This window comes from Komagataeibacter xylinus (assembly GCF_009834365.1).
Lineage (GTDB): Bacteria > Pseudomonadota > Alphaproteobacteria > Acetobacterales > Acetobacteraceae > Komagataeibacter > Komagataeibacter xylinus_D.
This window is the reverse complement of the sequence record NZ_CP041348.1, coordinates 160,543-182,619: the sequence shown is the minus strand read 5'-3', so window position 1 is coordinate 182,619 and position 22,077 is coordinate 160,543. Positions and strand designations below refer to the sequence as shown.

Genomic DNA, 22,077 nt, shown 5'->3' with positions numbered 1-22,077 from the left:
CCTGTTCGTGTCTGTCCGGCCATCATAGCGACTGCCCTCCCGTCACTTCGATACGCTGACCATTCACCCAGCGCATATCATCAGACAGAAGGGCACGGACAGCGGCTCCGATATCATCGGGTTGCCCGACACGTCCCAGCGGAGTGATGTCTGCAAGGCTTTTATTTACCGTGGCATCGTCACGGACCAGCCCCCCGCCGAAATCCGATGCGACCGCCCCAGGGGCGACGGCATTGACGGTAATCCCGCGCTCCCCCAGCTCTTTCGCCATGTAGAGCGAAATGACCTCGGTTGCGGCCTTCATGGCCGAATAGGGGCCATGATCCGTCAGATAAAAGCGGGTCGCGGCAGAGGTGATGTTGAGAATGCGGCCGCCATCGCGAAGCAGTGGCAGGAGCGCCACTGTCAGCAGGTAAGGGCCCTTGAAGTGGATGTTGTACTGATTATCGAGTTGTTCGGAGGTAGCGGCATCGAAGCGTGTGTGAATGATGTTGCCGGCGTTCTGGACAACATAATTTAGTCCCTGCAGCCCGAACTCGTTTGCGAGAAGGGCTTTCACCCGCTGAGCAAAATCCGTGAACGACGTATGGTTCGCGATGTCCAGTTGCAGCATACGCAACTTCACTTTTTCATGGCTGAGGGCGATTTCGGCAGCTTTCGCCTCATCTTCATTGGCATGATAAGTGCCGACGACATTAATGCCAGCATCCGTCAGATGCTTCGCGATACTGTAGCCGATGCCGCGATTGGCACCCGTGATAAGGGCGATTTTGGGTGTGTTCATAAACGGACTCCTCGCGGAAAGATGGCGTCCTATTCGGAAACCCAACTTCCGTATCACCCGATCCATAATATGGACATGAAGCGACGTCAAGGAATTGTGGACCGGACGATATGAAAGTTGGGGGTTTTTGTGGAAGGCTACAGTCTGACCCCCGTGTTTTCGGTGTTTTTTTGTCGATTTTTGAGAGGTTTGACAGTGTTGATATCCCACAACGTAAGGAGGGATGTGATGGCAGCATCCAGAGTGTCAACAGTCATTCCATCCCGCGCTTCGCATGTCATGCCATGAAAAAAAGTAGCGAGAATATCGGGCAGGACATCTGTTGACGGGGAGGCCTTCAATTCATTTCTGGCTATGGCGCGCTCCACGCAGGCCTTAATACCTGCCCGCGTACGCTGTCGTTCTGCGGCGAGAAGGGCTTGGACAGGTTCGTTCTCGGGTGAGCAGTTGCTGGCGCCGGACACGACCAGACAGCCGGTCGGATGCGTACGGGCCGCCTGCATGCGCGCTGAGCCGCGTAACGTCCGTTCGATGGCCTCACGTGGCGGCAGGCTTTCATCCCATAAGGGGGCCATGACCTGACCATACGTTGCCAGATAATGCTGCACGACTTCCCGGAACAGGGCTTCCTTGGAACCGAACGCGGCATAGAAACTCGCGGGCGAGATATGGCCCATGCTGGCCTTGAGCTGGGTCAGGGACGTCGGTTCATAACCCTGCGCCCAGAAAAGCGCCGTGGCGGCGTCGATCGCCTTGTCGCGGTCAAACTCACGGGGACGGCCAGTCCGCGCCATGCTAGTGCTCCTTTGAAAAGACTTTCATATTAATCGATCCAGAAATTATTGCCAAGATTTTACGGTCCGCATATATGTGTATCATTCGTTCCATATATTGAGTGGCTCATGACACCGACCATCGTACCGTCCGCGAAAAAAACCGACGAGTGCTTGCCTGTTTCCGGTCTGCTCGCGCTGGCCATGACCGGCTTCATCTGCATTATGACAGAAACTTTGCCGGCGGGTCTTTTGCCCGAGATCGGTGCTGGTCTGCATGTTTCCCCGGCATTCGCTGGGCAGATGGTGACGGCCTATGCCGTCGGTTCTCTGAGTGCGGCGATCCCGCTGACGCTCGCCACGCAGCGATGGCGGCGCAGGAGGGTTCTCCTGCTGGCGATCATCGGCTTCGTGGTGTTCAATTCCATCACCGCGTTTTCGACGCATTATGGCGCGACTCTCATGGCCCGCTACGGAGCGGGTGCGGCGGCGGGTCTCGCCTGGGCGTTGCTGGCCGGCTACGCGCGCAGGATGGTAACGCGCGCTCAGCAGGGGCAAGCTCTTGCGATTGCTATGGTAGGCACACCAATCGCGCTTTCTCTGGGGGTTCCCTCAGGCACATGGCTGGGGGCTGTTGTCGGCTGGCGCCTGACGTTCTGGATCATGTCGGGTCTGACAGTGCTTTTGATTGCGTGGGTTTTGGCAAAGGTTCCTGATTTTCCGGGCGCTGCACATCACGAGCGTCTGCCATTCCGGCATGTTCTGGGCATGCCGGGTGTGAAGCCCGTTCTGGGGGTCGTGATGGCGTGGATGCTCGCGCACAACGTGCTCTACACCTACATTGTGCCGTTCATCGCACCCGCCGGACTAGTAGGGCAGGCGGATCGCATTCTGCTGCTGTTCGGGATTGCCGCGCTGGCGGGCATCTTGCTGACCAGCCGCACGGTCGATCATGCTTTACGCTTGTCCGTTCTGCTCAGTCTGGCCCTATTCGCAGTCGTGTCAGTGGCTTTCGCCATTGAATCAGCGTCGCCGACTGTGATCGTGATTGGTGTCACGATATGGGGGCTGACATTCGGCGGGGCCGCAACCTTGCTCCAGACCGCGCTGGCCGATGCGGCCGGCGCTGGCGCGGACGTCGCGCTGTCGATGAATGTCGTGGCGTGGAACAGTGCCATAGCCGGAGGTGGCCTTCTGGGTGGTGTGTTGTTCGATACATGGGGCGCGGCGTCGTTCCCATGGGCCGTGATGGTGCTCGTCGCCGTCGGTTTCCTGATCGCATGGACAGCGCGATCGCATGGATTTCGATCTGGCCACCGACTCAAGCAGGGGGGGCAGTCATGATGCAGGTTAACTAAAGTTGCAGACAGCTCTGCTCCCGCGAGCCAAAATGCATATGCCAAATATTAGGACGTTGAGACTCCGGGACAGTTCGCGGCGTTTCTGACAGCCTGATTGATGTCGGTATGAGGTTCTGATCCCAGCAACTGGACGAGGCGACTGTTGTCGAGCCGGACCGGATAATGCCAGTAGGGCTTAACCTCGATCACTTCGTGCGGAAAACCACCGAATGGAGAAAGAAGGCGCATCAACCACCATGGGAAGTGCCGGACTGAGAGATCCGGCGTGCCCGTCATGCGGCGGAGCGCAGCGATCATGTGTGTGCCGTCTGCGTCCCAGAACCCGCTGAACTGCATGCGTTCGACGGTTGCCATGGCACCGGGTCGTAGTTCGAGCAGTTGCGCAATTGCTTCGGCCAGATCAGGCAGGTAAGCCCAAGCGTGACCGATACCAGTGCGGCCGGGATAGGTGATCTGCTTCAGCGGCGCCTTCGCCAACGCCTGAGCGAACCAGCTCTGCTGTGCGTCAGGGCCGAAATAGTCGCCCGCCCGCACGATCAGGCTCGGAACCTCCGGGGCGGCGTCGGTGAGGCGACATTCGAGGGCCTTGCGGATCTTGCCTTTGCGGCCTGGCGGATTTTGCGGTGTCGTTTCGCCGATCACCGGCGCTGTGGCGGCGTCATAATTGTAGATCGTTCCCGGAAGCACAATGCGCGCTCCGCTGGTAGCCCTGGCGGCGGCGATCGTGTTGTCGATCATCGGCAGCACTGTTGTTTCCCAATTGCGGTAGCCTGCCGGATTGACGCCGTGCAGGATTACGTCGACCCCGGTCGCGGCCCTCACCACATCGTCCCGGAGCATGGCATCGCCCTGCACCCAGTGGGGCATCACATCGTCACCCCAGCCCCCTTGAGCCCGGGCCGGGTCACGCACCATTGCCCGCACCTGCCAGCCGCGACGCAGCATGACCCGTGTGACCGCGCCGCCAATGCCGCCGGTTGCCCCCAGAACGAGGATTGCTTTCGTCACGCTGCGATCTCCCTGCGTTTCCACCGGAAGAGTGAACGGAGGCGGTCGCGAAGGAAATTGACAAAGATCGGCATGCTGCTCATTGAAAAACGATGAGCATTCTTTCTCCGGACTGGGACGGACAACGGGCCTTCCTCGCGGTTCTCGATACGGGAAGCCTGTCGGCGGCGGCGCGCAGCCTCGGCCTGACCCAGCCGACCGTGCGTCACCGGATCGAGGCGCTGGAGCGCGCGATCGGTCAGCCACTCTTCTCGCGCACGGTGAATGGGCTGGTTCCGACGGATGACGCCCGGGAACTGGCGGTCCATGTCCGGCGTATGGCCTTCGCGTCAGAGGCTTTCTATCGCGCTGCGTCCGCGTCCGGGGGTGAGATCGCGGGTACGGTGCGTATCAGCGTCGCCGAATTCGTCGGCATCGAGGTCATGCCGCGTCTGTTGGCCCCGCTGCGGGAGCGCCATCCGGGCCTCGCCGTCGAACTGGTCCTGAGCAACGAGAACGCAGATCTGCCGGGGCAGGAAGCGGATATCGCGATCCGGATGCGTCGTCCGCGCCATGGGGCGCTGGTGGCGAAACGGGCAGGATGTATCCCGCTCGGGTTTTTCGCGACCGCCTCTTATCTGGAGCGGCATGGGGTGCCGGAAGGTGCGACGGATCTGGCCCGGCACACGCTGATCGGCTCGGACCGATCCCGGATGGATCAAGATTTTACACGGGAATTGCAAAAGACGCTGGGAGAGAAGCTGTATTTCGCGCTCCGCACCGACAGTCATCCGGCCCAGCTTGCCATGGTACGCGCGGGATTGGGGATCGGTGTCACGCAATTGCCAATTGGCGAACGGGATCTGGTGCGCGTGCTGCCGGGCTTGGTTGTCGCCGAACTCGAGGCCTGGGTTGTCGCGCATGAAGATCTGCGTCACAGCCGCCGGATTGATGCGGTGTTTGGGCATCTTGTGGCGGCTCTGGGACGGTATTGCGCGTCCGGGCTGGTGATGCAGGCGGCTGTTGGCGTCGGTGGGCGAGACGCCGCGGATGGCGCCGGTTGAGCAGAAGCGCGCCTGCAATAATCCATCCCGGAAATTTGGAGACGGGAATACCGCGTGACAGGAGCGGGAATATCGAGAGTGGCGAAAGATAGTAAATAAACAGGTTTTGACCCGAAGACGAAGAGATAGTCCTGTAGTGTCACACTTGTTGGTGCGGTCGTCGAAAAAAAATCAGGTGGGGTCATGGTCGTCAGGGCATTTCCGGAATTGCTGCCCGGCTTTACGTGGCAGGATACCGATGTGAACGGAGTTCGTATCCGTACCGCCATAGGCGGGGAAGGACCTCCGCTTCTCCTTCTTCACGGCCATCCGCAGATGCATCTGACCTGGCATAAGGTCGCGCCGGTACTGGCGGAGCGTTTTACCGTCGTGGCGACTGATCTCCGAGGCTATGGTGACAGCGCAAAGCCCGACGGCGGCCCTGAACACATCAATTATTCCAAGCGCGCCATGGCTGCGGATCAGATTGGCGTCATGAAAGCGCTTGGTTTTGAGCGCTTCCGGCTTGTCGGGCATGACCGCGGTGGACGCGTGGCTCATCGCCTGGCGCTCGATGCGCCGCAGGCGGTGGAAAAGCTGGTGCTGATCGACATTGCGCCGACAGCGACAATGTACGCCCGGACCGACATGGAGTTTGCGCGGCGCTATTTCTGGTGGTTCTTTCTGATCCAGCCCTATCCGTTGCCGGAAAGGCTGATCAGTGCCGATCCGGATTTCTTTCTGGAAACGCATATAGCGGGACAGGTCAAAATTGCAGGCGCCGTCGATCCTCGGGTGATGGCGGAATACCGTCGCTGCTATGCCAATGCCCGGATGCGGCATGCCGCGTGTGAGGACTATCGTGCAGCGGCAGGCATCGATCTCGTTCACGACGCGGAAGATGCCGACCGTCGGGTCGAAGCGCCACTCCTTGCGCTGTGGGGCGCACGAGGGACCATCGGCGCACTTTATGACGTCGTGGAAACGTGGCGCGAAAAAGCCACGGATGTGCGGGGACACGCTATTGACTGTGGTCACAGCCCCCAGGAAGAAGCGCCGGAAGAATTGTTGAGGAGCATTGGCGAGTTTCTCTGAACAGATACCTTTTTCTAGCCGAAGATATGTTCTGGAAGAAGAAGATCAAGATGCTCGCTTTCTTTCGTTCTCCCGATAATCGGTCTTCACTTCGCGACAGTATTGTCGCGGCGGGAGTGTCATCCCTATGCTTTCCAGGTCTTCGGTTCCCCGGCCACGTCCGTGGCCGCCACGTGGGCACCGACCGTGATCGCTCACGACCTATGCTGTCTGCCTGACATCAGCGATCAGAGTTGGGACTGCAGGATTACGTAGGGCGTGGTTGCCGGATGCTGGCGACTTACGCCCGATACCGCAGCGCCTCGACCAGCAGGGCGAAAGCCGGTGTCATCTGCCGGCGGCTCGGGTAAAACAGGTGATAGCCGGGGTAAGGATCGCACCAGTCCTCCAGAATGCGGACGAGTCGGCCCGCCTCGATATGGGGCATGGCGTAATCCTCCGGCATGTAGGCAAGGCCCACGCCGTCGAGTGCGGCGTTGAGGCGCAGTGCGAGCGTGTTGACCACCGCCGGGCCATCGACACGCATGTTCAGGGACCGGCCCTGCTTCTCGAACTCCCACTCGAAAATCGTGTCGTGGGTGGGCAGGCGCATGTTGATGCAGGCGTGTGTCGTCAAGTCCTGCGGCGTCGCGGGCACGCCGTGCCGCGCGACATAGGCCGGGCTGCACACGACGGCGGAGCGCAGAGCGGGGCTGATCGGCACGACGATCATGTCCCTGGCGATGCTCTCGCCCACGCGCACGCCGGCGTCGAAGCGCTCGGCGACGATATCCCGCAAGCCGTAATCCACGACGATCTCGATCTTTATGTCCGGGTATTGCCGCAGCAGTTCCGACACCCGAGGCCAGAGGACGGTGTAGGTAGGGTGCTCGGTCGCCGTGATGCGGATGGTGCCGGCCGGTCTGGTTCTGAGGCTGCTCATGGCAACCAGTTCCGCCTCGATCTCGTCGAAGCGTGGCGCGATGGTGTCCAGCAGACGCGCACCGGCTTCGGTTAGGCCGACGCTGCGGGTTGTGCGCGCCAGCAGCCGCAGGCCCAGACGCTCTTCGAGGTTACGGATCGTGTGGCTCAGAGCCGATCGCGAAACGCCCAGTTTCGCGGCCGCGCGCGTGAAGCTCCGTTCGCGGGCGACCGCCATGAAGGCCAGAAGGTCGTTCGTGTTCTCTCGCAACATTGATGCGTCATGCTCACAGGTTCATGCCGATCTTACGCCATAGTCGCCATAAAGGGCAGCGGTTAGAGTGGGGGAGGAATTTGTAGGCGACATCCCGGAAGCGAGAATAAGCGATGGAAAAGCGTGTACTTGGCAAGAGTGGCCTTGAGGTTTCCGCAATCGGTTTCGGCTGCATGGGCCTCAGCCACAGCTACGGAACGGTGACAGATCGCGGCGAGGCGATCAGGCTCATCCGTGCGGCGCATGATCGCGGCGTCACGTTCTTCGACACGGCGGAGGTCTATGGTCCCTTCACAAACGAGGACGTCGTCGGCGAGGCGTTGCAGCCGATCCGCGATCAGGTCGTGATCGCCACAAAATTCGGCTTCCGCAACGGCGTGATCGCGGACGGGCCAGACAGCCGCCCCGAGACCATCCGCCGCGCGGTGGAAGGGTCGCTGAAGCGCCTTCGCACCGACACCATCGACCTGCTTTATCAGCATCGCGTCGATCCCGATGTGCCCGTGGAGGACGTGGCGGGGACGGTGAAGGACCTGATCGCGGCTGGCAAGGTGCGGCATTTCGGCATGTCCGAAGCGGGGGGCGAGTCGATCCGCAAGGCGCATGCGGTGCAGCCTCTGGCGGCACTGCAAAGCGAGTATTCGCTGTTCTGGCGCGAACCCGAGACGGAAATCATTCCGCTGCTGGAGGAACTGGGCATCGGCTTCGTGCCCTTCAGCCCGCTCGGCAAGGGCTTCCTGACTGGCACGATCAACGAAAAGACCACCTTCCCGACAGGCGATTTCCGCAACGCGACGTCGCGCTTCGATACGGAGAACCGGAGGGCCAATCAGGCGATCGTCGATCTGGTCAGAGAGATCGCGTGGAACAAGGGCACGACACCGGCGCAGATCGCGCTCGCCTGGCTGCTGGCGCGCAGGCCCTGGATTGTGCCGATCCCCGGCGCACGGAAGCTGGCTCATCTCGAAGACGATCTAGGCGCAGTGAATGTCCGGCTCTCCGGGCAAGATCTTCGGACGATCGAGAAGCGTCTCTCCTCCATTACCCTCCGGGGCGAGCGTTACCCCGCCGCAATGGAGGCCCTCGTCGAGCGTTGAAGGGCCGTTCCTGCGTCGAGCGGGGATGGACGGCCTCGCCGGAGGTTACTTCTGTGCTTACACTTTGGCATAATCTCTGTCTCACGCGGCAAGACGGGGTATCTCGCGATCCACCAATCGCAAGTATCGTTGGCTGCCTTCCCCCGCAACCAACGACGCTTGCGAATGACCATTCGCCACATTTCGCCGTGATCGTAGTGTGCGGTTCCCCGCAACCATATATAAGTGTCTGAAAAGACAAGAGAAAAGCCACCCTTAAGGGTGGCTTTTTTTGTGTTCAAAAACCACCGCAGGAAACACATAGGAAACAGACGGAAAGGTAATCCGGCGCATTTTTGTCGAAGGTCACAAATGCGTGAAAGTGGGGAGGGGCATCCCGTCGCCTGTTTCAGGGTATGATCCTGCCCTGTCGAGTCAGGACAGTCTCCCCTCTGCTGTCCATAACTGGAGTAGCAGGAAAGCCTCATGGCCGCAGACGAACTCACGGGACTGATCAGATATCTCGGTCAGGATGACTGGCAGGACTGTTTCGCGGAAGTGCTCGGCGATCACATCGGTCCGGCGCTGGAAGCGGGCGACATCACGTTCGAGGATCTGGCGGAGATGATCGGCCCCGACGTCGCCATGACACTGTGGGGCTGTGCCTTCGAGGATTTTCTCGGGCAGGACCGGGACGATGGTCGGAACATCGTTGACGTCTATCTGAAACGCCGGGGCTGGAAGGAAGGGCCGCGCAACAGCGCCTATATGCGTGCGCTCAGGGCTTCGGTCATGAGCCTGTATGAAGTCTCGGACATCAGACCCGGCCAGAGCTTCACGGCGCGTGACCTGCTGCGGGGTGGCGAGCCTGTTCTCGTGCATGAAGGCACCGCCACCCGGACACTCAGACAGTGGGACCGGATTGCAGCGCGCCTTGTACCGTCCAATGGAAAGACCATTCTGGCAGGTGGACTGCTCGCCTGTTCACGGGGCGCCTGTGAGTGAACTGCCCCGGGTTTACCGGAGAGTAAAACTCTCGGAGGATGAACCCTATGGTAGAGAAGAAGAAAACATCGCGTTATTCGCCTGAGTTCCGTGAGCGCGCCGTGCGCCTTCTGGACGAACATCGATCGGATTACCCGAGCATTTCGGCAGCCTGTCGGGAGATTGGTGGCAAGCTTGGCTGTTCGGGAGACAGCCTGCACGACTGGTGGAAGCAGGCGCGGCGAGATGTTGGTGCACAACCGGGACCGACCACAGCCGGGACGGCACGGATCAAGGCATTGGAGCGTGAGGTTCGTGAACTGCGTCAGGCCAATGAGATCCTCAAGAAAGCTTCGGCTTATTTTGCGCAGGCGGAGCTCGACCGCCCGTTTCGCAAATGATCGCGTTTATTGAAGCCTGTCGTACCGATTATGGGGTCGAGCCAATCTGTCGCGTTCTGCCGATTGCCCCTTCCACGTTTTATCATCAGGCGGCCATAGCGAGAGATCCGGCCAGAGCCAGCATACGAGCACAATGTGATAGGGATCTGATGGCGCATATCCGTCGGATCTGGCACGACAACCGTAATGTTTATGGTGCGCGCAAAGTCTTGCACAGCCTGCAGCGCGAAGGACGGAAGGTCGCGCGCTGCACTGTCGAGCGCCTGATGCGGCAGATGGGCCTGAAGGGGGTGATCCGGGGCAGGAAGGTCATCACGACCCGTCCGGATACGGCGCGTCCCTGTCCCGATGACAGGGTCAACCGGCAGTTCCGGGCCGAGGTTCCCAACCAGCTCCGGGTCTCGGACTTCACCTATGTCCAGACCCGGAATGGCATGGTCTATGTGGCGTTTGTCATTGATGTATTCGCCCGCAGGATCGTGGGCTGGAAGGTCTCGACCTCCATGACCACCCAGTTCGTGCTCGATGCCCTTGAACAGGCCATCTGGCAACGAAAGCCTGCAGGAAATAAGGTGCTGATCCATCATTCGGACCGTGGATCACAATATCTGTCGATCCGATATACCGAACGCCTGGCGCTGGCTGACATCGATGCCTCGGTCGGCACGGTCGGTGACAGTTACGATAATGCACTGGCGGAGACGATCAACGGTTTATACAAGGCCGAAGTTATCCATCATCTGGGGCCATGGAAATCCATGGTGCAGGTCGAATGGGAAACACTCAGATGGGTGGACTGGTATAATAATCGACGCCTATTGGCACCAATTGGCTACAGGCCTCCCGCCGAAGCCGAACGCGCCTTCTATGCAGATCAGAGCAGACTTGATATCGCAGCCTGAGCGCTGAACAAATCGCTCTCCGGTAAACCCGGGGCAGTTCAATCTGCGCTTCATGGCCCTGGCCAGCCATTATCTGTTCGAGGCGACCTTCTGCAATCCGGCAGCGGGATGGGAGAAAGGGCAGATCGAGAAGACCGTGCAGGATGCCCGGCGCCATATCTGGCAGGATCTGCCTGCCTTTCCTGATCTGGGGGCGCTGAATGCCTGGCTGGAAGCCCGCTCGCTACCTGGACTGCTGGGAACGGCTGCAGCATATCGAACTGACCCGGAGCATCGCCGAGGTCCATGCCAGCGAGCGTCCTCACCTCATGGTGCCGGGGCGTCCCTTTGACGGGTTTGTCGAACAGACCAAGCGCGTCTCACCAACCTGTCTGATCCAGTTCGAAGGCAACCGTTATAGCGTGCCGGCCTCCTCTGCCAATCGTCCGGTCAGCCTGCGGGTTTATCCCGACAGGCTGCGCATTATCGCCGAAGGGCAGGTTTTGTGCGTGCATGACCGGATCATCACGCGTTCGCATGGCGTGCCAGGCCGCACGGTGTATGACTGGCGGCATTATCTGGCGGTCATACAGCGCAAACCGGGCGCCCTACGCAATGGCGCGCCGTTTACCGAATTGCCAGCCGCCTTCCGGACCCTGCAGGATCAACTGCTCAGGCGACCTGGAGGCGACCGGGAAATGGCTGAAATCCTGGCCCTTGTGCTGCAGCATGATGAGCAGGCTGTCCTCTGCGCGGTTGAACTGGCACTTGAAGACGGCGTGGCGACACCAAGACCCATGTTCTCAATACGCTTCATCGCCTGATCGATGCCAGGAGAACCGTGGTTCCCCGGCTTGATGCCCCACAGGCCCTGGTGCTCGAACACGAACCGTGCGCCGATACAGGGCGATATGACATTCTGCGAAGGGACAGCCGCCATGCGTCATGATCCTGCCGCCGCTTCACTTGTCGTCATGCTCCGTGGATTGCGGATGTATGGCATGTCCCAGGCCGCGGCTGACCTCATCGAGCAGGGCGCACCCGCCTTCGAGGCGGCCATCCCCATCCTCTCACAACTCCTGAAGGCCGAACGCGAAGTACGCTCCATCGCCTACCAAACAAAGACCGCCCGGTTCCCCGCCTATAAGGACCTGTCCGGGTTCTCCTTTGCCGATACGCAGGTCAACGAACCCATGGTCCGCCAACTCCATGGCGGGGACTTCATCGAGCGTGCTGAAAATGTCGTGCTGATCGGCGGTCCGGGAACCGGGAAAACCCACCTGGCGACCGCGCTGGCCATCCAGGCAATCACCCATCACAGGAAGAAGGCGCGCTTCTGGTCAACGGTCGACCTGGTCAATGCGCTCGAACAGGAAAAAACCGCCAGCCGGGCCGGGCAGATTGCCGACAGGCTGCTCCGCCTGGATCTGGTGATCCTTGATGAACTCGGTTATCTTCCCTTCAGCGCGTCAGGGGGCGCCCTGCTGTTCCATCTGCTCAGCCGCCTCTACGAGCGCACCAGTGTCATCATCACAACCAATCTGAGCTTCAGTGAATGGGGAGACGTCTTTGGTGACCCGAAGATGACAACGGCGCTCCTCGATCGGCTGACCCATCACTGTCATATCCTCGAGACAGGAAATGACAGCTACAGGTTCCGCGCCAGCACCGCCGCGTCAAAAAACAGAAAGGACAGATCCTCTTCTCGACCGCCCGTCCGACTATGCCTGAAATAGCACCTGGCTGGGTCAATTCCTGATGAAAAACCCGGGTCAGTTCTCAATGAAAATCAACAATGTGCTCATGATCGGATTCCCTGAAGAGGCGTGGCATCGTGTTTCGAAGGCACAATTTCCATACCAATCGATCCATAATAGGAACGCGAAGCACGGTCAACAATTTGTAGACCGACTGATATGGAATACTCCTATAGGATCCAAATCGTCTCGCCGCAGTCAGATCGTCGGCGTTTTTTAGGACACTTTGCTCTTCCCCCGCTTCACCGCGTTGATATCCCACAATGTCAGGAGAGACGTGACGGCCGCATCCAGAGTGTTGGAGGTCACCCCGTCCCTGGTCTCACATGTCATGCCGTGGAAAAAAGTCGTGAGAATATTGGGCAGGACCTTTGTCGCCGGGGACGCTTTTAATTCGCCATTGGCGATGACGCGTTCCACGCAGGCTCTGATGCCCTTACGCGTGCGCTGTCGTTCCGCCGCGAGGAGCGCCTGGACGGGTTCGTTTTCAGGTGAGCAGTTACTGGCGCCGCAGACGAGCAGACACCCGGCCGGGTGTGTACGGGTTGCCTGCATGCGTGCCGAACCGCGCAACGTCCGTTCAATGGCCTCACGCGGGGACAGGCTCTCGTCCCATAAGGGCGCCATCACCTGTCCGTAGGTCTCCAGATAACGTTGCACAACTTCGCGGAACAGGGCTTCCTTCGAGCCGAACGCGGCATAGAAGCTCGCGGGCGAGATATTACCCATGCAGGACTTGAGCTGGGTCAGGGAGGTCGGCTCATAGCCCTGCGCCCAGAAAAGCGCCGTGGCGGCGTCAATCGCTCTGTCGCGGCCAAACTCACGGGGCCGCCCAGTCCGCGCCATGCTATCGCTCCTTCCGAAAGACTTCCATATTAAGTGATCCAGAAATAATTGCCAAGATTTTGCTACTCCCATATATGTGTATCAATCGATCCGTATATGAGTGGCGCATGACCCCGAAGACAACATTACCGTCGCAAAATTCCAATGAACGTCTGCCTGTTGCTGGTCTGCTCGCACTGGCAATGACCGGCTTTATCTGCATCATGACCGAAACCCTGCCAGCCGGTCTGTTGCCCGAGATTGGTGTGGGTCTGCATATTTCCCCTGCGCTGGCAGGGCAGATGGTGACGGCTTATGCCATAGGCTCACTGAGTGCGGCGATTCCGCTGACACTCGCCACGCAGCGATGGCGGCGCAGAAAGGTTCTGCTGCTGGCGATCATAGGTTTCGTGGTATTCAATTCCATCACCGCGTTTTCGGCGCATTATGGCGCGACCCTCGTGGCCCGGTACGGAGCGGGTGCGGCGGCGGGTCTCGCCTGGGCGTTGCTGGCTGGTTACGCACGCCGGATGGTGACGCGCGCCCAGCAGGGCCGTGCCCTAGAGCACGCTGCGAATAGATTGAATCATAGGATTCCAAAAGGGCGTCTGATGTGATTCAAGATGAAGACTGGTGAAGGAGGCCAGCCTTCATGCCAAAAGCTTACTCGCAGGATTTACGAGACCGCGTGATTGATGCGGTGGAGAAAGACGGCATGAGTTGCCGGGCAGCGGCGCGGCGTTTCGGCGTGAGTGATTCTTCAGCGATCAAATGGGTGCAGCGCGCAAGACGCATCGGAGATCGGTGCTGCGCCGGCACGGGCGGGCATCGTCCCTCGAAAACCAGACCTGAACGGGCCTGGCTGCTGGCCATCATTGATGCCGAACCTGATATCACCCTTGCGGCGCTGTCGATCCGACTGCGCGAGGAGCGTGGCGTTCAGGCCGACACAGGCATGCTCTCGCGCTTTTTCCAATCCGAAGGGATCAGCTTCAAAAAAAAGCGTGCTGCCCTGCGAGCAGGATCGGCCTGACGTCGCGCGCAAGCGTAAATTCTGGAAGCGCTATCAGGCCGATATAGATCCCACGCATCTGGTCTTTATCGACGAAACCTGGGCCAAGACCAACATGACGCGCACGCACGGCCGTTGCCGCAAAGGTGAGAGACTGAGAGCCAGAGTCCCTCATGGCCACTGGAAGACACTGACCTTTCTGGCTGCCTTGCGTCATGACCGGATCACCGCACCCTGCGTTCTCGACGGACCGATCAACGGGCGCAGTTTTTTGGCCTATGTCGAGCAGTTTCTGGTTCCAACACTCAAGCCGGGCGATATCGTCGTGCTCGACAATCTCGGCAGTCACAAGGGCGATGCGGTTCGCAAGGCCATTCGGGCTGTCGGGGCGAGGATGATCTTCCTGCCGCCCTACAGTCCCGATCTCAATCCGATCGAACAGGCCTTCGCCAAACTCAAGACTTTGCTGCGAAAAGCCGCAGAGAGATCCGTTGAGACAACATGGAAACGCATCGGCGAACTCATCAAATGCTTCTCTCCACGGGAATGCGCCAATTATCTCAAGAACTCAGGATACGCATCAATCTAATCACAGAATGCTCTAGCGATTGCCATGGTCGGCACACCGATTGCACTGTCGCTGGGGGTGCCCGCCGGGACATGGCTGGGCGCTGCCGTCGGCTGGCGTCTGGCCTTCTGGATCATGTCGGGCCTGACCGTGCTGCTGATCGCATGGGTGCTGGCGAAGGTTCCTGACTTTCCGGGGGCTGCACATCACGAGCGCCTGCCATTCCGGCATGTTCTGGGCATGCCGGGGGTGCGGTCTGTTCTGGGCGTGGTGATGGCCTGGATGCTCGCGCACAACGTGCTCTACACCTATATCGTGCCGTTCGTCACACCTGCCGGACTGGCGGGACAGGCAGATCGCATCCTGCTGCTGTTCGGGGTCGCCGCCCTGTTTGGCATCTGGCTGACCAGCCGCACGGTCGATCACGCCCTGCGCCTGTCCGTCCTGCTCAGTCTGGCCATATTCGCGGTCGTGGCAGTGGCTTTCGCCATCGGATCAGCGTCGCCTGCGGTGATCATGATCGGTGTCACGATATGGGGTCTGACCTTTGGAGGCGCTGCGACGTTGCTCCAGACCGCACTGGCGGATGCGGCCGGCGATGGCGTGGACGTCGCGTTGTCAATGAATGTCGTGGCGTGGAACAGTGCCATAGCCGGCGGGGGCCTTTTGGGCGGCGCGCTGCTCGACATATGGGGTGCAGCATCATTGCCCTGGGCTGTAACGGGACTTGCTGCTGCTGGATTCCTGATCGCATGGCAGGCCCGGTCCCACGGATTTCGATCTGGGCACCGGCTCGGACATGGGGACGGGAACTAAGAATTCGATGGGGACGAATTGTGGAGTTACCGCGCGGTTTCGGTAAGGATAACCCAATTTCTGCCAATGATGGTTTGTGTCAGAGGATTTTTACTCCTCACCCAAATGGTTGACGGGATCTTATCTGATCGTGAATTGGGGGCACCCGAGAATGTCCGCTTTCAGGAATATGAGAATAGGCACTTTATGTTCGACATGGGTGAGTATCCCGTCAACCCGCTACACTCCCATCTGGGCTGGGACGATCAATCGCCCTTAGCCCCATAAACTGGTCGATTTGTGCTAAAGAAGGGTATGTCTGACCGCTATTATTCTGATCTCCGCGCACTGTGCTGTATTATCGATCGCGGCAGTTTTGTCGCCGCTGCGAGAGAACTTTGCGTGTCGCGTTCAGCGCTCAGTGAAACGATCCGCCGACTGGAAAACTTTGTTGGCGCCCAGCTCCTGAACCGAACGACACGCAGTGTCAGCCCCACGCCCGCAGGAGAACGTCTGGCTGCGCGGTTCAGCGTGGCGTTCGAAGAAATCGGAGCCGCTTTAAGCGAGGCCGGTGCAATGGGCGGCGAAATCGCTGGTCCGGTGAGAGTTCACGCCCAACGTCTTGGTTATGAACTCTTTCTAAAATCGCTTTTGCCTGACTTTGTCCGACGTTTCCCCCGGATCAGCGTAGAGGTGCAGATCGATGATGCTGGCGTGGACATCGTACACGAACGGTTCGACGTAGGCATACGGCTTGGAGAGATGCTGGATCAGGATGCTATTGCGTTTCCGCTTCAGCCCGGTTTGCGGCAGATTACCGTTGCCGCCCCGTCCTACCTCGATCAGCACGGGGTGCCACTCCATCCGCGTGAACTCCGCGATCATCTCTGCATCGGCTTTCGCTGGCCGGGGCACGCTGCCTTGTACAACTGGGAATTCTGCGAAAACGGCGTCTGGTTCTCCGTAGCCGTATCCGGCCCGCTGACCTTCAATGATCAGCGGGCCGCACTTGATGCCGCCGTTGCTGGTGCGGGCATTGCATTATGGGTTGAGAGCGAGGTCCAGCCGCTCATTGAGGCCGGCCATCTTGTTCCCCTGCTGACGGAGTATTCCGCCGCTTTTCCTGGCTTTGCGCTTTACTATCCCCCGCACCGTCATCGGTCGACTGCGGTGAAGACCTTTATTGCCGCCGTGCGCGGTGCAAAGAAGCCGTGACAGATTGTACCTGCCCAGCCGTATAACCCATCCCGAATATCCGGTATTAAACTTATGGCCCGGTCACTCCAGATAATGTCCTCGACATCACAGGAGGTTTGTATGGATCCGGAAAACACATCAGGAAATTTTGCAGGCAAAGTCGCGATTGTCACCGGCGCTGCAAGCGGGATCGGTCGCGCAACTGTGGAACTACTTCATGCGCGTGGGGCATCGGTTATTGCGGAGGACTGCGATCCCTGTGTCAGCGCCCTTGCCCGGCCTGGCATATTCCCACTCGTCGGGGACGTGACAGAAGAAGGCGCTGCCCGACTAGCTGTGACAACAGCGGTGGAACAGTTCGGTCAGCTGGATATTCTCGTAAATAATGCGGGCATCATCATCAACAAACTGGTGGTGGACATGACTCTTGAGGACTGGGATCGCATCTTCGCCGTCAATATCCGGGGCGTATTCCTGCACTCGCGTGAGGCGATGCGTGCGATGATCCCGAACGGTAGCGGAGCTATCGTCAATGTCGGCTCCTATGCCTGCTTTCAGACATTTCCATCGATCGCAGCTTATGCCGCATCAAAAGGGGCTCTCGCACAGTTCACCCGAACCCTTGCAGTGGAAGCAATCGGCCATGGGATCCGGGTGAATGCCGTGGGCGCGGGAGATACTGTGACCAATATTCTCAACCATATTCATGTAGACGGCCGATCAGCCCTTGCAGACTATGGCAAACACGCCCCCATCGGACGCGCGGCTCAACCAGAGGAGATCGCCAGGGTGATAGCCTTTCTCGCATCTGACGAGGCCAGCTTCATGGTCGGGTCAATCACAATGGTCGATGGTGGGAAAAGCGTAGTTCTTCCCGCCTGATCAGATCATTTCCGCTTTCCACTCTCTCCCTGCTCGTCATGGCCATGTCTGCTTTGCGGAACGGGCTATGACCGAGCGGATGACGGGGATGGAGGCGGAAGCGGACATCGTTCTGGATGCATAAGCTTTACGCTTTATGAGGGTAGGGGGCATTTATTTCAGTAAGAGGTCATGCGTGTGCCGAAAAAAAGTTCATTAAAACAGCCTATTAGACCCGCTTCGTTCTCAACTTGCGGTTGCCGCAAGTTGAGAACCAATCCTGCCCCCGCAACCAAGCATAAGCGTCTGAAACCCCGCTAAGTCAACGGCTTAGCGGGGTTTTGCTATGCGTAAACCGAGGGTATTTTCTGATAAAGTATTTAATTTCAGGTATTTAGGGGAGGCAGGTTCAAATCGGGGGTATCCTACCTCGCAACCACTTGCGATTATCTGCATTGACGTGAGACGCTGTTACAATCAGGCTCAGAAGCGAATGTAATTTTAGCTTCTGGATTGATGACGGACCTTATTCGAGACCTTATCCTTCGCTGGAGGGACGATCCGGCAGGGACCTATCAGAGCTGGTTTCTATGGGACGAGCGTATCAAGAACTTTCGGTCTATCCGCCGTGGGCTGCAGCAGGTCGTTGCGGAGATTACCGCTGGCACATTCGGGGTCGCCTATCGTGGCTCATCCTTGGAAACGGTTGTTCATTCGATTGCTGAGCAGCGCCAGATATTCAAGGGGGCGGATCATGCATTCCTGTGGAAGCCGAAGCTACGCATTCCCGATATCTATGAAAATCCTGCCAACCAGAAAGCATTCGGGCAGCTTCTCGATACCTGTCTGTGCTGCAATACCGAAGAGCATGTGGTCTCGGCCGTTCATGCAATTGATGCCCGGAAGATAAAAGGGCTGGGACCAGCCGTCGCCAATCTGCTGTATTTCCTGCACCCCACGATCATGCCGCCCTTCAATACGGCAATCGTAAACGGCTACAACGCCTTGACCGGATCAAAGGTGAAGCTGGGGCGATGGGAAGAATATCTTGCCATGCGGCAGGGCATCTTGAAGCTGAATGCGACTTATCGTTCGCTGCTTTCCAATGATCTGGGCGCCATTGGAGGACTGCTGTTTGATCTCGGAAGCGGACGCTATTCAGCGCCGCCTCTTGAGGATGATGAAACAGCACGAAAACTCTGGGAAGCCGATCTTCATCAGGTGAGGGAGCAGAGCGCAAAAGAGGCCCGGATACTGGCAGCGGAGCGGGAAACGGATCATACCCATACCGAAATTCAGGGCTGGCTGCGCGATCTGGGGCATTCTCTGGGTTACGATGTCTGGATTGCCGCCAACGATCGCAGTCGTCCATGGCAGGACGGCAAGCTGGGGGATGGCTGCCTGTCGGTATTGCCGGGGTTTACGACAGAAACGCAGGGAGCGGAATCCGTTCGCCTGATTGATGTCCTATGGCTGGACCGGGACAGCCACGGGATTGTTGCAGCATTCGAGGTCGAGCATTCAACGACCATCTATTCCGGCATCGTGCGGATGCTGGACCTTGCTTTTGGGTCAGAGGCGCAGGCTCTGGAAGGACTATTCCTTGTCGCTCCGGACAAGCGGGAAGCTGATGTGCGGGAGCAATTACGACGGCCGGCATTCAGCAGGATTGCCGATCTGAAAGTCCGGTATCTGCCTTATGGGGCGCTTGAGAAGGATCGTGAGGCAATCAGGCGCTTTGGTCACGGACTGAAGCCTATCCAGGCTATCTCCCATCTCCTTACGCCAGCATGATGGTGCTGGCTGGAATGCGAGGAAAGCGGAAGGTTAGCTGTCGAGAGGTTGATTAGCAAGGCAGCTCTCTACTCTGCTGAGGATCCGTCAATTTGTTGTTGTAATTTATTCGGATTTTGTCGTGCAGAAATTGACGTTGCGTGTGTACATCAACGCAGAATTTTATTTTCGAACAGAAGGAGATAGGAAGTGTATAAACCTGGTGGCACGATCGCTGAAGCGCTTAATCGTATTCACAAAAAGCAATACGTGCTTCCAGCAATTCAACGAGAGTTCGTTTGGAAACCTCAGCAGATTGAGCGTCTTTTCGATAGTCTCATGCAGGGGTACCCGTTCGGCACTTTCCTTTTTTGGCATGTAGAGTCCACGACTAGTAGCAAGTTCAAGTTTTATGATTTTGTTTTGAACTATCACCAACGCGATGCTGCTCATTGTCCCGAACTCGCGATACAGCATAATCAGGCCGTTACCGCAGTTTTAGATGGCCAGCAGCGTTTGACGGCACTCAACATCGGCCTGCGAGGTTCGATGGCTATGAAGATACCCTATAAATGGTGGAATAGCCCGGAAGCATTTCCTCGCAAAACTCTATGTCTTAATCTGCTGGCACCTACCGAGCCAGATGAAGATGGTGCGAGGTATAATTTTTGCTTTCTTGATGATGAGCAGGCTCAGCGCAAAGACGACGCTTTGTGGTTCAAAGTCCCAGGTATCCTTGGTATGCAGGCGGGGCCAGAAATGCTCTCTTGGCTGATCAAGCAAGGTTTAGAAGGCGATATGCTTAATCATGCCTTTGACATCCTTCATACACTGCATAATATTGTTCATAATAAACCGCTAATTAATTATTACGAAGAAGAGGATCAGGACATCGAGCGTGTCCTAAATATTTTTATCCGCCTCAATTCTGGTGGAACTGTACTTTCTTACTCGGATTTGTTGCTCAGTGTCGCAGTGGCTCAGTGGAAACATCTGGATGCCAGAGCGGAAATTCACCGGCTTGTCGACGAACTCAATAAGATTGGCACTGGTTTTACCCTGAGTCAGGACTTTGTGCTAAAAGCAGGTCTGATGCTTGCTGGTATCAGCAGTGTAGGCTTCAAAGTCGAAAACTTCACGGCAGAAAATATGGGCCTGCTCGAGGCAAACTGGCCCGACATTCGTTCAGCACTTATCCGCGCGGTAGAACTTGCGGCAAGTTTCGGTATGAATGGGCAGACGTTACGTGCAGACAGCGCGTTACTTCCAATCGCTTACTATCTCTACAATCGGAAGGTTCCAGCAAACTATGTCACCGCTGGTCAGTTTTCTCATGATCGCGAAACAATCCGACAATGGTTGATCCGTTCGCTTCTTAAAGCTTCTGGCATATGGGGAAGTGGACTTGATACACTGCTGACCGCCTTACGCGAAGCAATCAAACAATCTAATTCCGACATTTTCCCGGTGGCAACACTGATGGATGTCATGCGAACTCGAGGTAAGTCACTTCGTTTTGATCCTGTAGAAATAGAGGATATGCTGGAAATGACTTACGGTGATAAACGAATGTTTCCTTTGCTTTCGTTGCTTTTTCCCTTTGTAGATTTGCGCAATCAATTCCACATAGATCATATATTCCCCATTTCGCGCTTCTCCAAAGGAAAACTACGAAAGGAGGGCATCCCACCAGAACAGCACGACGAACTTTACAAGAAAGCTAATTCCCTGCCGAATCTTCAACTTCTCGAGGGAGCAGCTAATATCGAAAAACAAGCGGCTCTTCCTGCTGAGTGGCTGCAGGATCGGTTCAAGAGCGAGGATAGAGCGCTTAACTATCAGTCGCTCCATGTTCTCGGGCAACTTCCGAAAGATATTCATGGCTTCGAAGCTTTCTACGCAGTTCGTCGCGCCGCACTGCAAGATAAACTACTCGAACTTCTCGTTGACGAGGTACCTCCCGCCAATCCGATAGTTGTTGAGTATTCTAAAGCAGCGGTTGGATGAGTAAGCATTTTCAGCATGGAAAGTTCAGGTGACGCACTTTCGTACAGATTGACGTGCCCCCCGGAAATGTAACCATTTAAAAGTAGAGTCCGATCGAGAAGGATACGGACGAATGAAGCGCAGTCGTTTTACGGAAGAACAGATCATAGGGATTTTGAAGGAACAGGAATCTGGTCTGAAGGTCTCTGATCTTTGCCGCAAACACGGGATCAGTGATGCGACGTTCTATAAATGGAAGACCCGCTATGGAGGTCTTGAAGTTTCCGAGGCCAAGCGGCTGAAGGCGCTGGAAGATGAAAACAGCCGCCTGAAACGTCTTCTGGCGGATGCGATGCTGGATAACGCGGCGCTGAAGGAGATCGTTGGAAAAAAGTGGTGACGCCTGTTGCGAAGCGGCAGGCGGTCCGACACATTCAGGAGGCTCTGGACCTGAGTGAGCGCCGAGCCTGTGCCCTTGTTGGTCTTGCCAGGCGTGTTGCGCGGTATGTTTCCACCAGGGCGGACGATGCCGCCCTGCGTCAGCTCCTACGGGATATGGCAAGCCAGCGGCGCCGCTTTGGCTATCGCCGCCTGGGCTGTCTTCTGGCGCGAGAAGGGTTCAGTCCCAATCACAAGAAGCTGTTCCGCCTTTATCAGGAGGAAGGTCTGAAAGTCCGGCATCGGGGTGGCCGCAAGAGAGCGTTGGGAACGCGCGCTCCCATTGACGTGCCCCCTTTTTTGTAT

At 57.7% G+C, this 22,077-nt stretch carries 16 protein-coding genes, 5 pseudogenes and 1 other annotated feature; of the genes and pseudogenes, 16 read left to right on the top strand and 5 right to left on the bottom strand.

Translation table 11 applies throughout. From position 1 onward, the window contains the following. Positions 1-22: 22 nt before the first annotated feature. Together FMA36_RS00930 and FMA36_RS00925 are read right to left on the bottom strand one after the other, a co-directional pair. Positions 23-784: an SDR family NAD(P)-dependent oxidoreductase gene (locus FMA36_RS00930; protein ID WP_003618896.1), complete on the bottom strand. Its 762-nt coding sequence runs from the start codon at positions 782-784 to the stop codon at positions 23-25. A 137-nt stretch (positions 785-921) separates the two neighbouring features. After that, positions 922-1,578, bottom strand: coding sequence for a TetR/AcrR family transcriptional regulator (locus FMA36_RS00925; RefSeq protein ID WP_003618898.1), 657 nt, complete (start codon positions 1,576-1,578; stop codon positions 922-924). 108 nt (positions 1,579-1,686) lie between these two features. On the opposite strand from FMA36_RS00925, the gene FMA36_RS00920 reads away from it, so the two are divergent. Beyond that, a complete protein-coding gene (locus FMA36_RS00920; protein WP_003618900.1) occupies positions 1,687-2,901 on the top strand; it encodes an MFS transporter in 1,215 nt (404 codons plus the stop codon). A 62-nt stretch (positions 2,902-2,963) separates the two neighbouring features. Here FMA36_RS00920 and FMA36_RS00915 read toward each other — a convergent pair whose 3' ends face one another. Then, entirely contained in the window at positions 2,964-3,926 is a 963-nt protein-coding gene (locus tag FMA36_RS00915; protein WP_003618902.1) for an NAD(P)H-binding protein, read from the bottom strand. A gap of 92 nt (positions 3,927-4,018) precedes the next feature. Between FMA36_RS00915 and FMA36_RS00910 the strand changes: the two genes are divergently transcribed. Together FMA36_RS00910 and FMA36_RS00905 are read left to right on the top strand one after the other, a co-directional pair. Continuing rightward, the gene (locus FMA36_RS00910; protein ID WP_003618904.1) at positions 4,019-4,969 is read left to right on the top strand and encodes a LysR family transcriptional regulator; all 951 of its coding nucleotides are present in this window, start codon (positions 4,019-4,021) and stop codon (positions 4,967-4,969) included. A gap of 183 nt (positions 4,970-5,152) precedes the next feature. Beyond that, positions 5,153-6,043, top strand: a complete 891-nt coding sequence (locus FMA36_RS00905; RefSeq protein WP_003618905.1) for an alpha/beta fold hydrolase — start codon at positions 5,153-5,155, stop codon at positions 6,041-6,043. 280 nt (positions 6,044-6,323) lie between these two features. Here the strand turns inward: FMA36_RS00905 and FMA36_RS00900 are convergent, their stop codons facing one another. Continuing rightward, positions 6,324-7,217, bottom strand: coding sequence for a LysR family transcriptional regulator (locus tag FMA36_RS00900; protein WP_003618907.1), 894 nt, complete (start codon positions 7,215-7,217; stop codon positions 6,324-6,326). Between the two features lie 113 nt (positions 7,218-7,330). On the opposite strand from FMA36_RS00900, the gene FMA36_RS00895 reads away from it, so the two are divergent. The 5 genes and pseudogenes from FMA36_RS00895 (at position 7,331) to istB (ending at position 12,295) form a co-directional block, all read left to right on the top strand. Continuing rightward, complete coding sequence (locus tag FMA36_RS00895; RefSeq protein WP_003618909.1) at positions 7,331-8,314, top strand: aldo/keto reductase; 984 nt, start codon at positions 7,331-7,333, stop codon at positions 8,312-8,314. 465 nt (positions 8,315-8,779) lie between these two features. After that, positions 8,780-9,295, top strand: a pseudogene (locus tag FMA36_RS00890) (DUF7986 domain-containing protein); the annotation flags it as partial. Between the two features lie 50 nt (positions 9,296-9,345). Further along, a protein-coding gene (locus tag FMA36_RS00885; protein ID WP_159260221.1) for an IS3 family transposase occupies positions 9,346-10,580 on the top strand; the annotation gives its coding sequence in 2 pieces (ribosomal slippage) (positions 9,346-9,640 and positions 9,640-10,580; 1,236 coding nt in all). Beyond that, positions 9,633-9,749 (top strand) — a sequence feature (AL1L pseudoknot). Its footprint overlaps the gene before it by 117 nt. Before the next feature lie 34 nt (positions 10,581-10,614). After that, positions 10,615-11,508, top strand: a pseudogene (locus FMA36_RS00880) (Mu transposase domain-containing protein); the annotation flags it as partial. Next, positions 11,498-12,295 carry an IS21-like element helper ATPase IstB gene (istB, locus tag FMA36_RS00875; RefSeq protein ID WP_159260219.1) on the top strand — a complete coding sequence of 266 codons (798 nt, stop codon included), beginning with the start codon at positions 11,498-11,500 and terminating at the stop codon, positions 12,293-12,295. The pseudogene FMA36_RS00880 and the gene istB, both read left to right, overlap by 11 nt. Positions 12,296-12,532: 237 nt before the next feature. Here istB and FMA36_RS00870 read toward each other — a convergent pair whose 3' ends face one another. Next, positions 12,533-13,162, bottom strand: a complete 630-nt coding sequence (locus FMA36_RS00870) for a TetR/AcrR family transcriptional regulator (protein WP_159260217.1) — start codon at positions 13,160-13,162, stop codon at positions 12,533-12,535. A 107-nt stretch (positions 13,163-13,269) separates the two neighbouring features. On the opposite strand from FMA36_RS00870, the pseudogene FMA36_RS00865 reads away from it, so the two are divergent. From FMA36_RS00865 to FMA36_RS00830, 8 genes and pseudogenes are all read left to right on the top strand, one after another. After that, a pseudogene (locus FMA36_RS00865) lies at positions 13,270-13,704 on the top strand (MFS transporter); the annotation flags it as partial. A gap of 89 nt (positions 13,705-13,793) precedes the next feature. Further along, a protein-coding gene (locus FMA36_RS00860) for an IS630 family transposase (RefSeq protein WP_159260215.1) occupies positions 13,794-14,742 on the top strand; the annotation gives its coding sequence in 2 pieces (ribosomal slippage) (positions 13,794-14,156 and positions 14,158-14,742; 948 coding nt in all). Between the two features lie 9 nt (positions 14,743-14,751). Next, positions 14,752-15,537 (top strand): annotated as a pseudogene (locus FMA36_RS00855) (MFS transporter); the annotation flags it as partial. Between the two features lie 294 nt (positions 15,538-15,831). Then, positions 15,832-16,731 (top strand): LysR family transcriptional regulator, encoded by a 900-nt coding sequence (locus tag FMA36_RS00850; protein ID WP_159260212.1) that lies wholly within the window; start codon positions 15,832-15,834, stop codon positions 16,729-16,731. Between the two features lie 102 nt (positions 16,732-16,833). Then, positions 16,834-17,595 (top strand): SDR family NAD(P)-dependent oxidoreductase, encoded by a 762-nt coding sequence (locus FMA36_RS00845; protein ID WP_206065151.1) that lies wholly within the window; start codon positions 16,834-16,836, stop codon positions 17,593-17,595. Positions 17,596-18,090: 495 nt separating this feature from the next. Next, entirely contained in the window at positions 18,091-19,368 is a 1,278-nt protein-coding gene (locus tag FMA36_RS00840; protein ID WP_159260208.1) for a type II restriction endonuclease, read from the top strand. A 189-nt stretch (positions 19,369-19,557) separates the two neighbouring features. Further along, positions 19,558-21,354: a DUF262 domain-containing protein gene (locus FMA36_RS00835; protein ID WP_159260206.1), complete on the top strand. Its 1,797-nt coding sequence runs from the start codon at positions 19,558-19,560 to the stop codon at positions 21,352-21,354. A gap of 112 nt (positions 21,355-21,466) precedes the next feature. Next, positions 21,467-22,065, top strand: a pseudogene (locus FMA36_RS00830) (transposase); the annotation flags it as partial. Positions 22,066-22,077 lie beyond the last annotated feature (12 nt).

Bases quoted from the DNA above. Each gene is read 5' to 3' on its own strand.
- FMA36_RS00905 (WP_003618905.1), top strand. From the start codon at position 5,153: ATGGTCGTCAGGGCATTTCCGGAATTGCTGCCCGGCTTTACGTGGCAG.
- FMA36_RS00840 (WP_159260208.1), top strand. From the start codon at position 18,091: ATGACGGACCTTATTCGAGACCTTATCCTTCGCTGGAGGGACGATCCG.
- FMA36_RS00845 (WP_206065151.1), top strand. From the start codon at position 16,834: ATGGATCCGGAAAACACATCAGGAAATTTTGCAGGCAAAGTCGCGATT.
- istB (WP_159260219.1), top strand. From the start codon at position 11,498: ATGCGTCATGATCCTGCCGCCGCTTCACTTGTCGTCATGCTCCGTGGA.
- FMA36_RS00930 (WP_003618896.1), bottom strand. From the start codon at position 784: ATGAACACACCCAAAATCGCCCTTATCACGGGTGCCAATCGCGGCATC.
- FMA36_RS00850 (WP_159260212.1), top strand. From the start codon at position 15,832: ATGTCTGACCGCTATTATTCTGATCTCCGCGCACTGTGCTGTATTATC.
- FMA36_RS00900 (WP_003618907.1), bottom strand. From the start codon at position 7,217: ATGTTGCGAGAGAACACGAACGACCTTCTGGCCTTCATGGCGGTCGCC.
- FMA36_RS00910 (WP_003618904.1), top strand. From the start codon at position 4,019: ATGAGCATTCTTTCTCCGGACTGGGACGGACAACGGGCCTTCCTCGCG.
- FMA36_RS00895 (WP_003618909.1), top strand. From the start codon at position 7,331: ATGGAAAAGCGTGTACTTGGCAAGAGTGGCCTTGAGGTTTCCGCAATC.
- FMA36_RS00870 (WP_159260217.1), bottom strand. From the start codon at position 13,162: ATGGCGCGGACTGGGCGGCCCCGTGAGTTTGGCCGCGACAGAGCGATT.
- FMA36_RS00925 (WP_003618898.1), bottom strand. From the start codon at position 1,578: ATGGCGCGGACTGGCCGTCCCCGTGAGTTTGACCGCGACAAGGCGATC.
- FMA36_RS00920 (WP_003618900.1), top strand. From the start codon at position 1,687: ATGACACCGACCATCGTACCGTCCGCGAAAAAAACCGACGAGTGCTTG.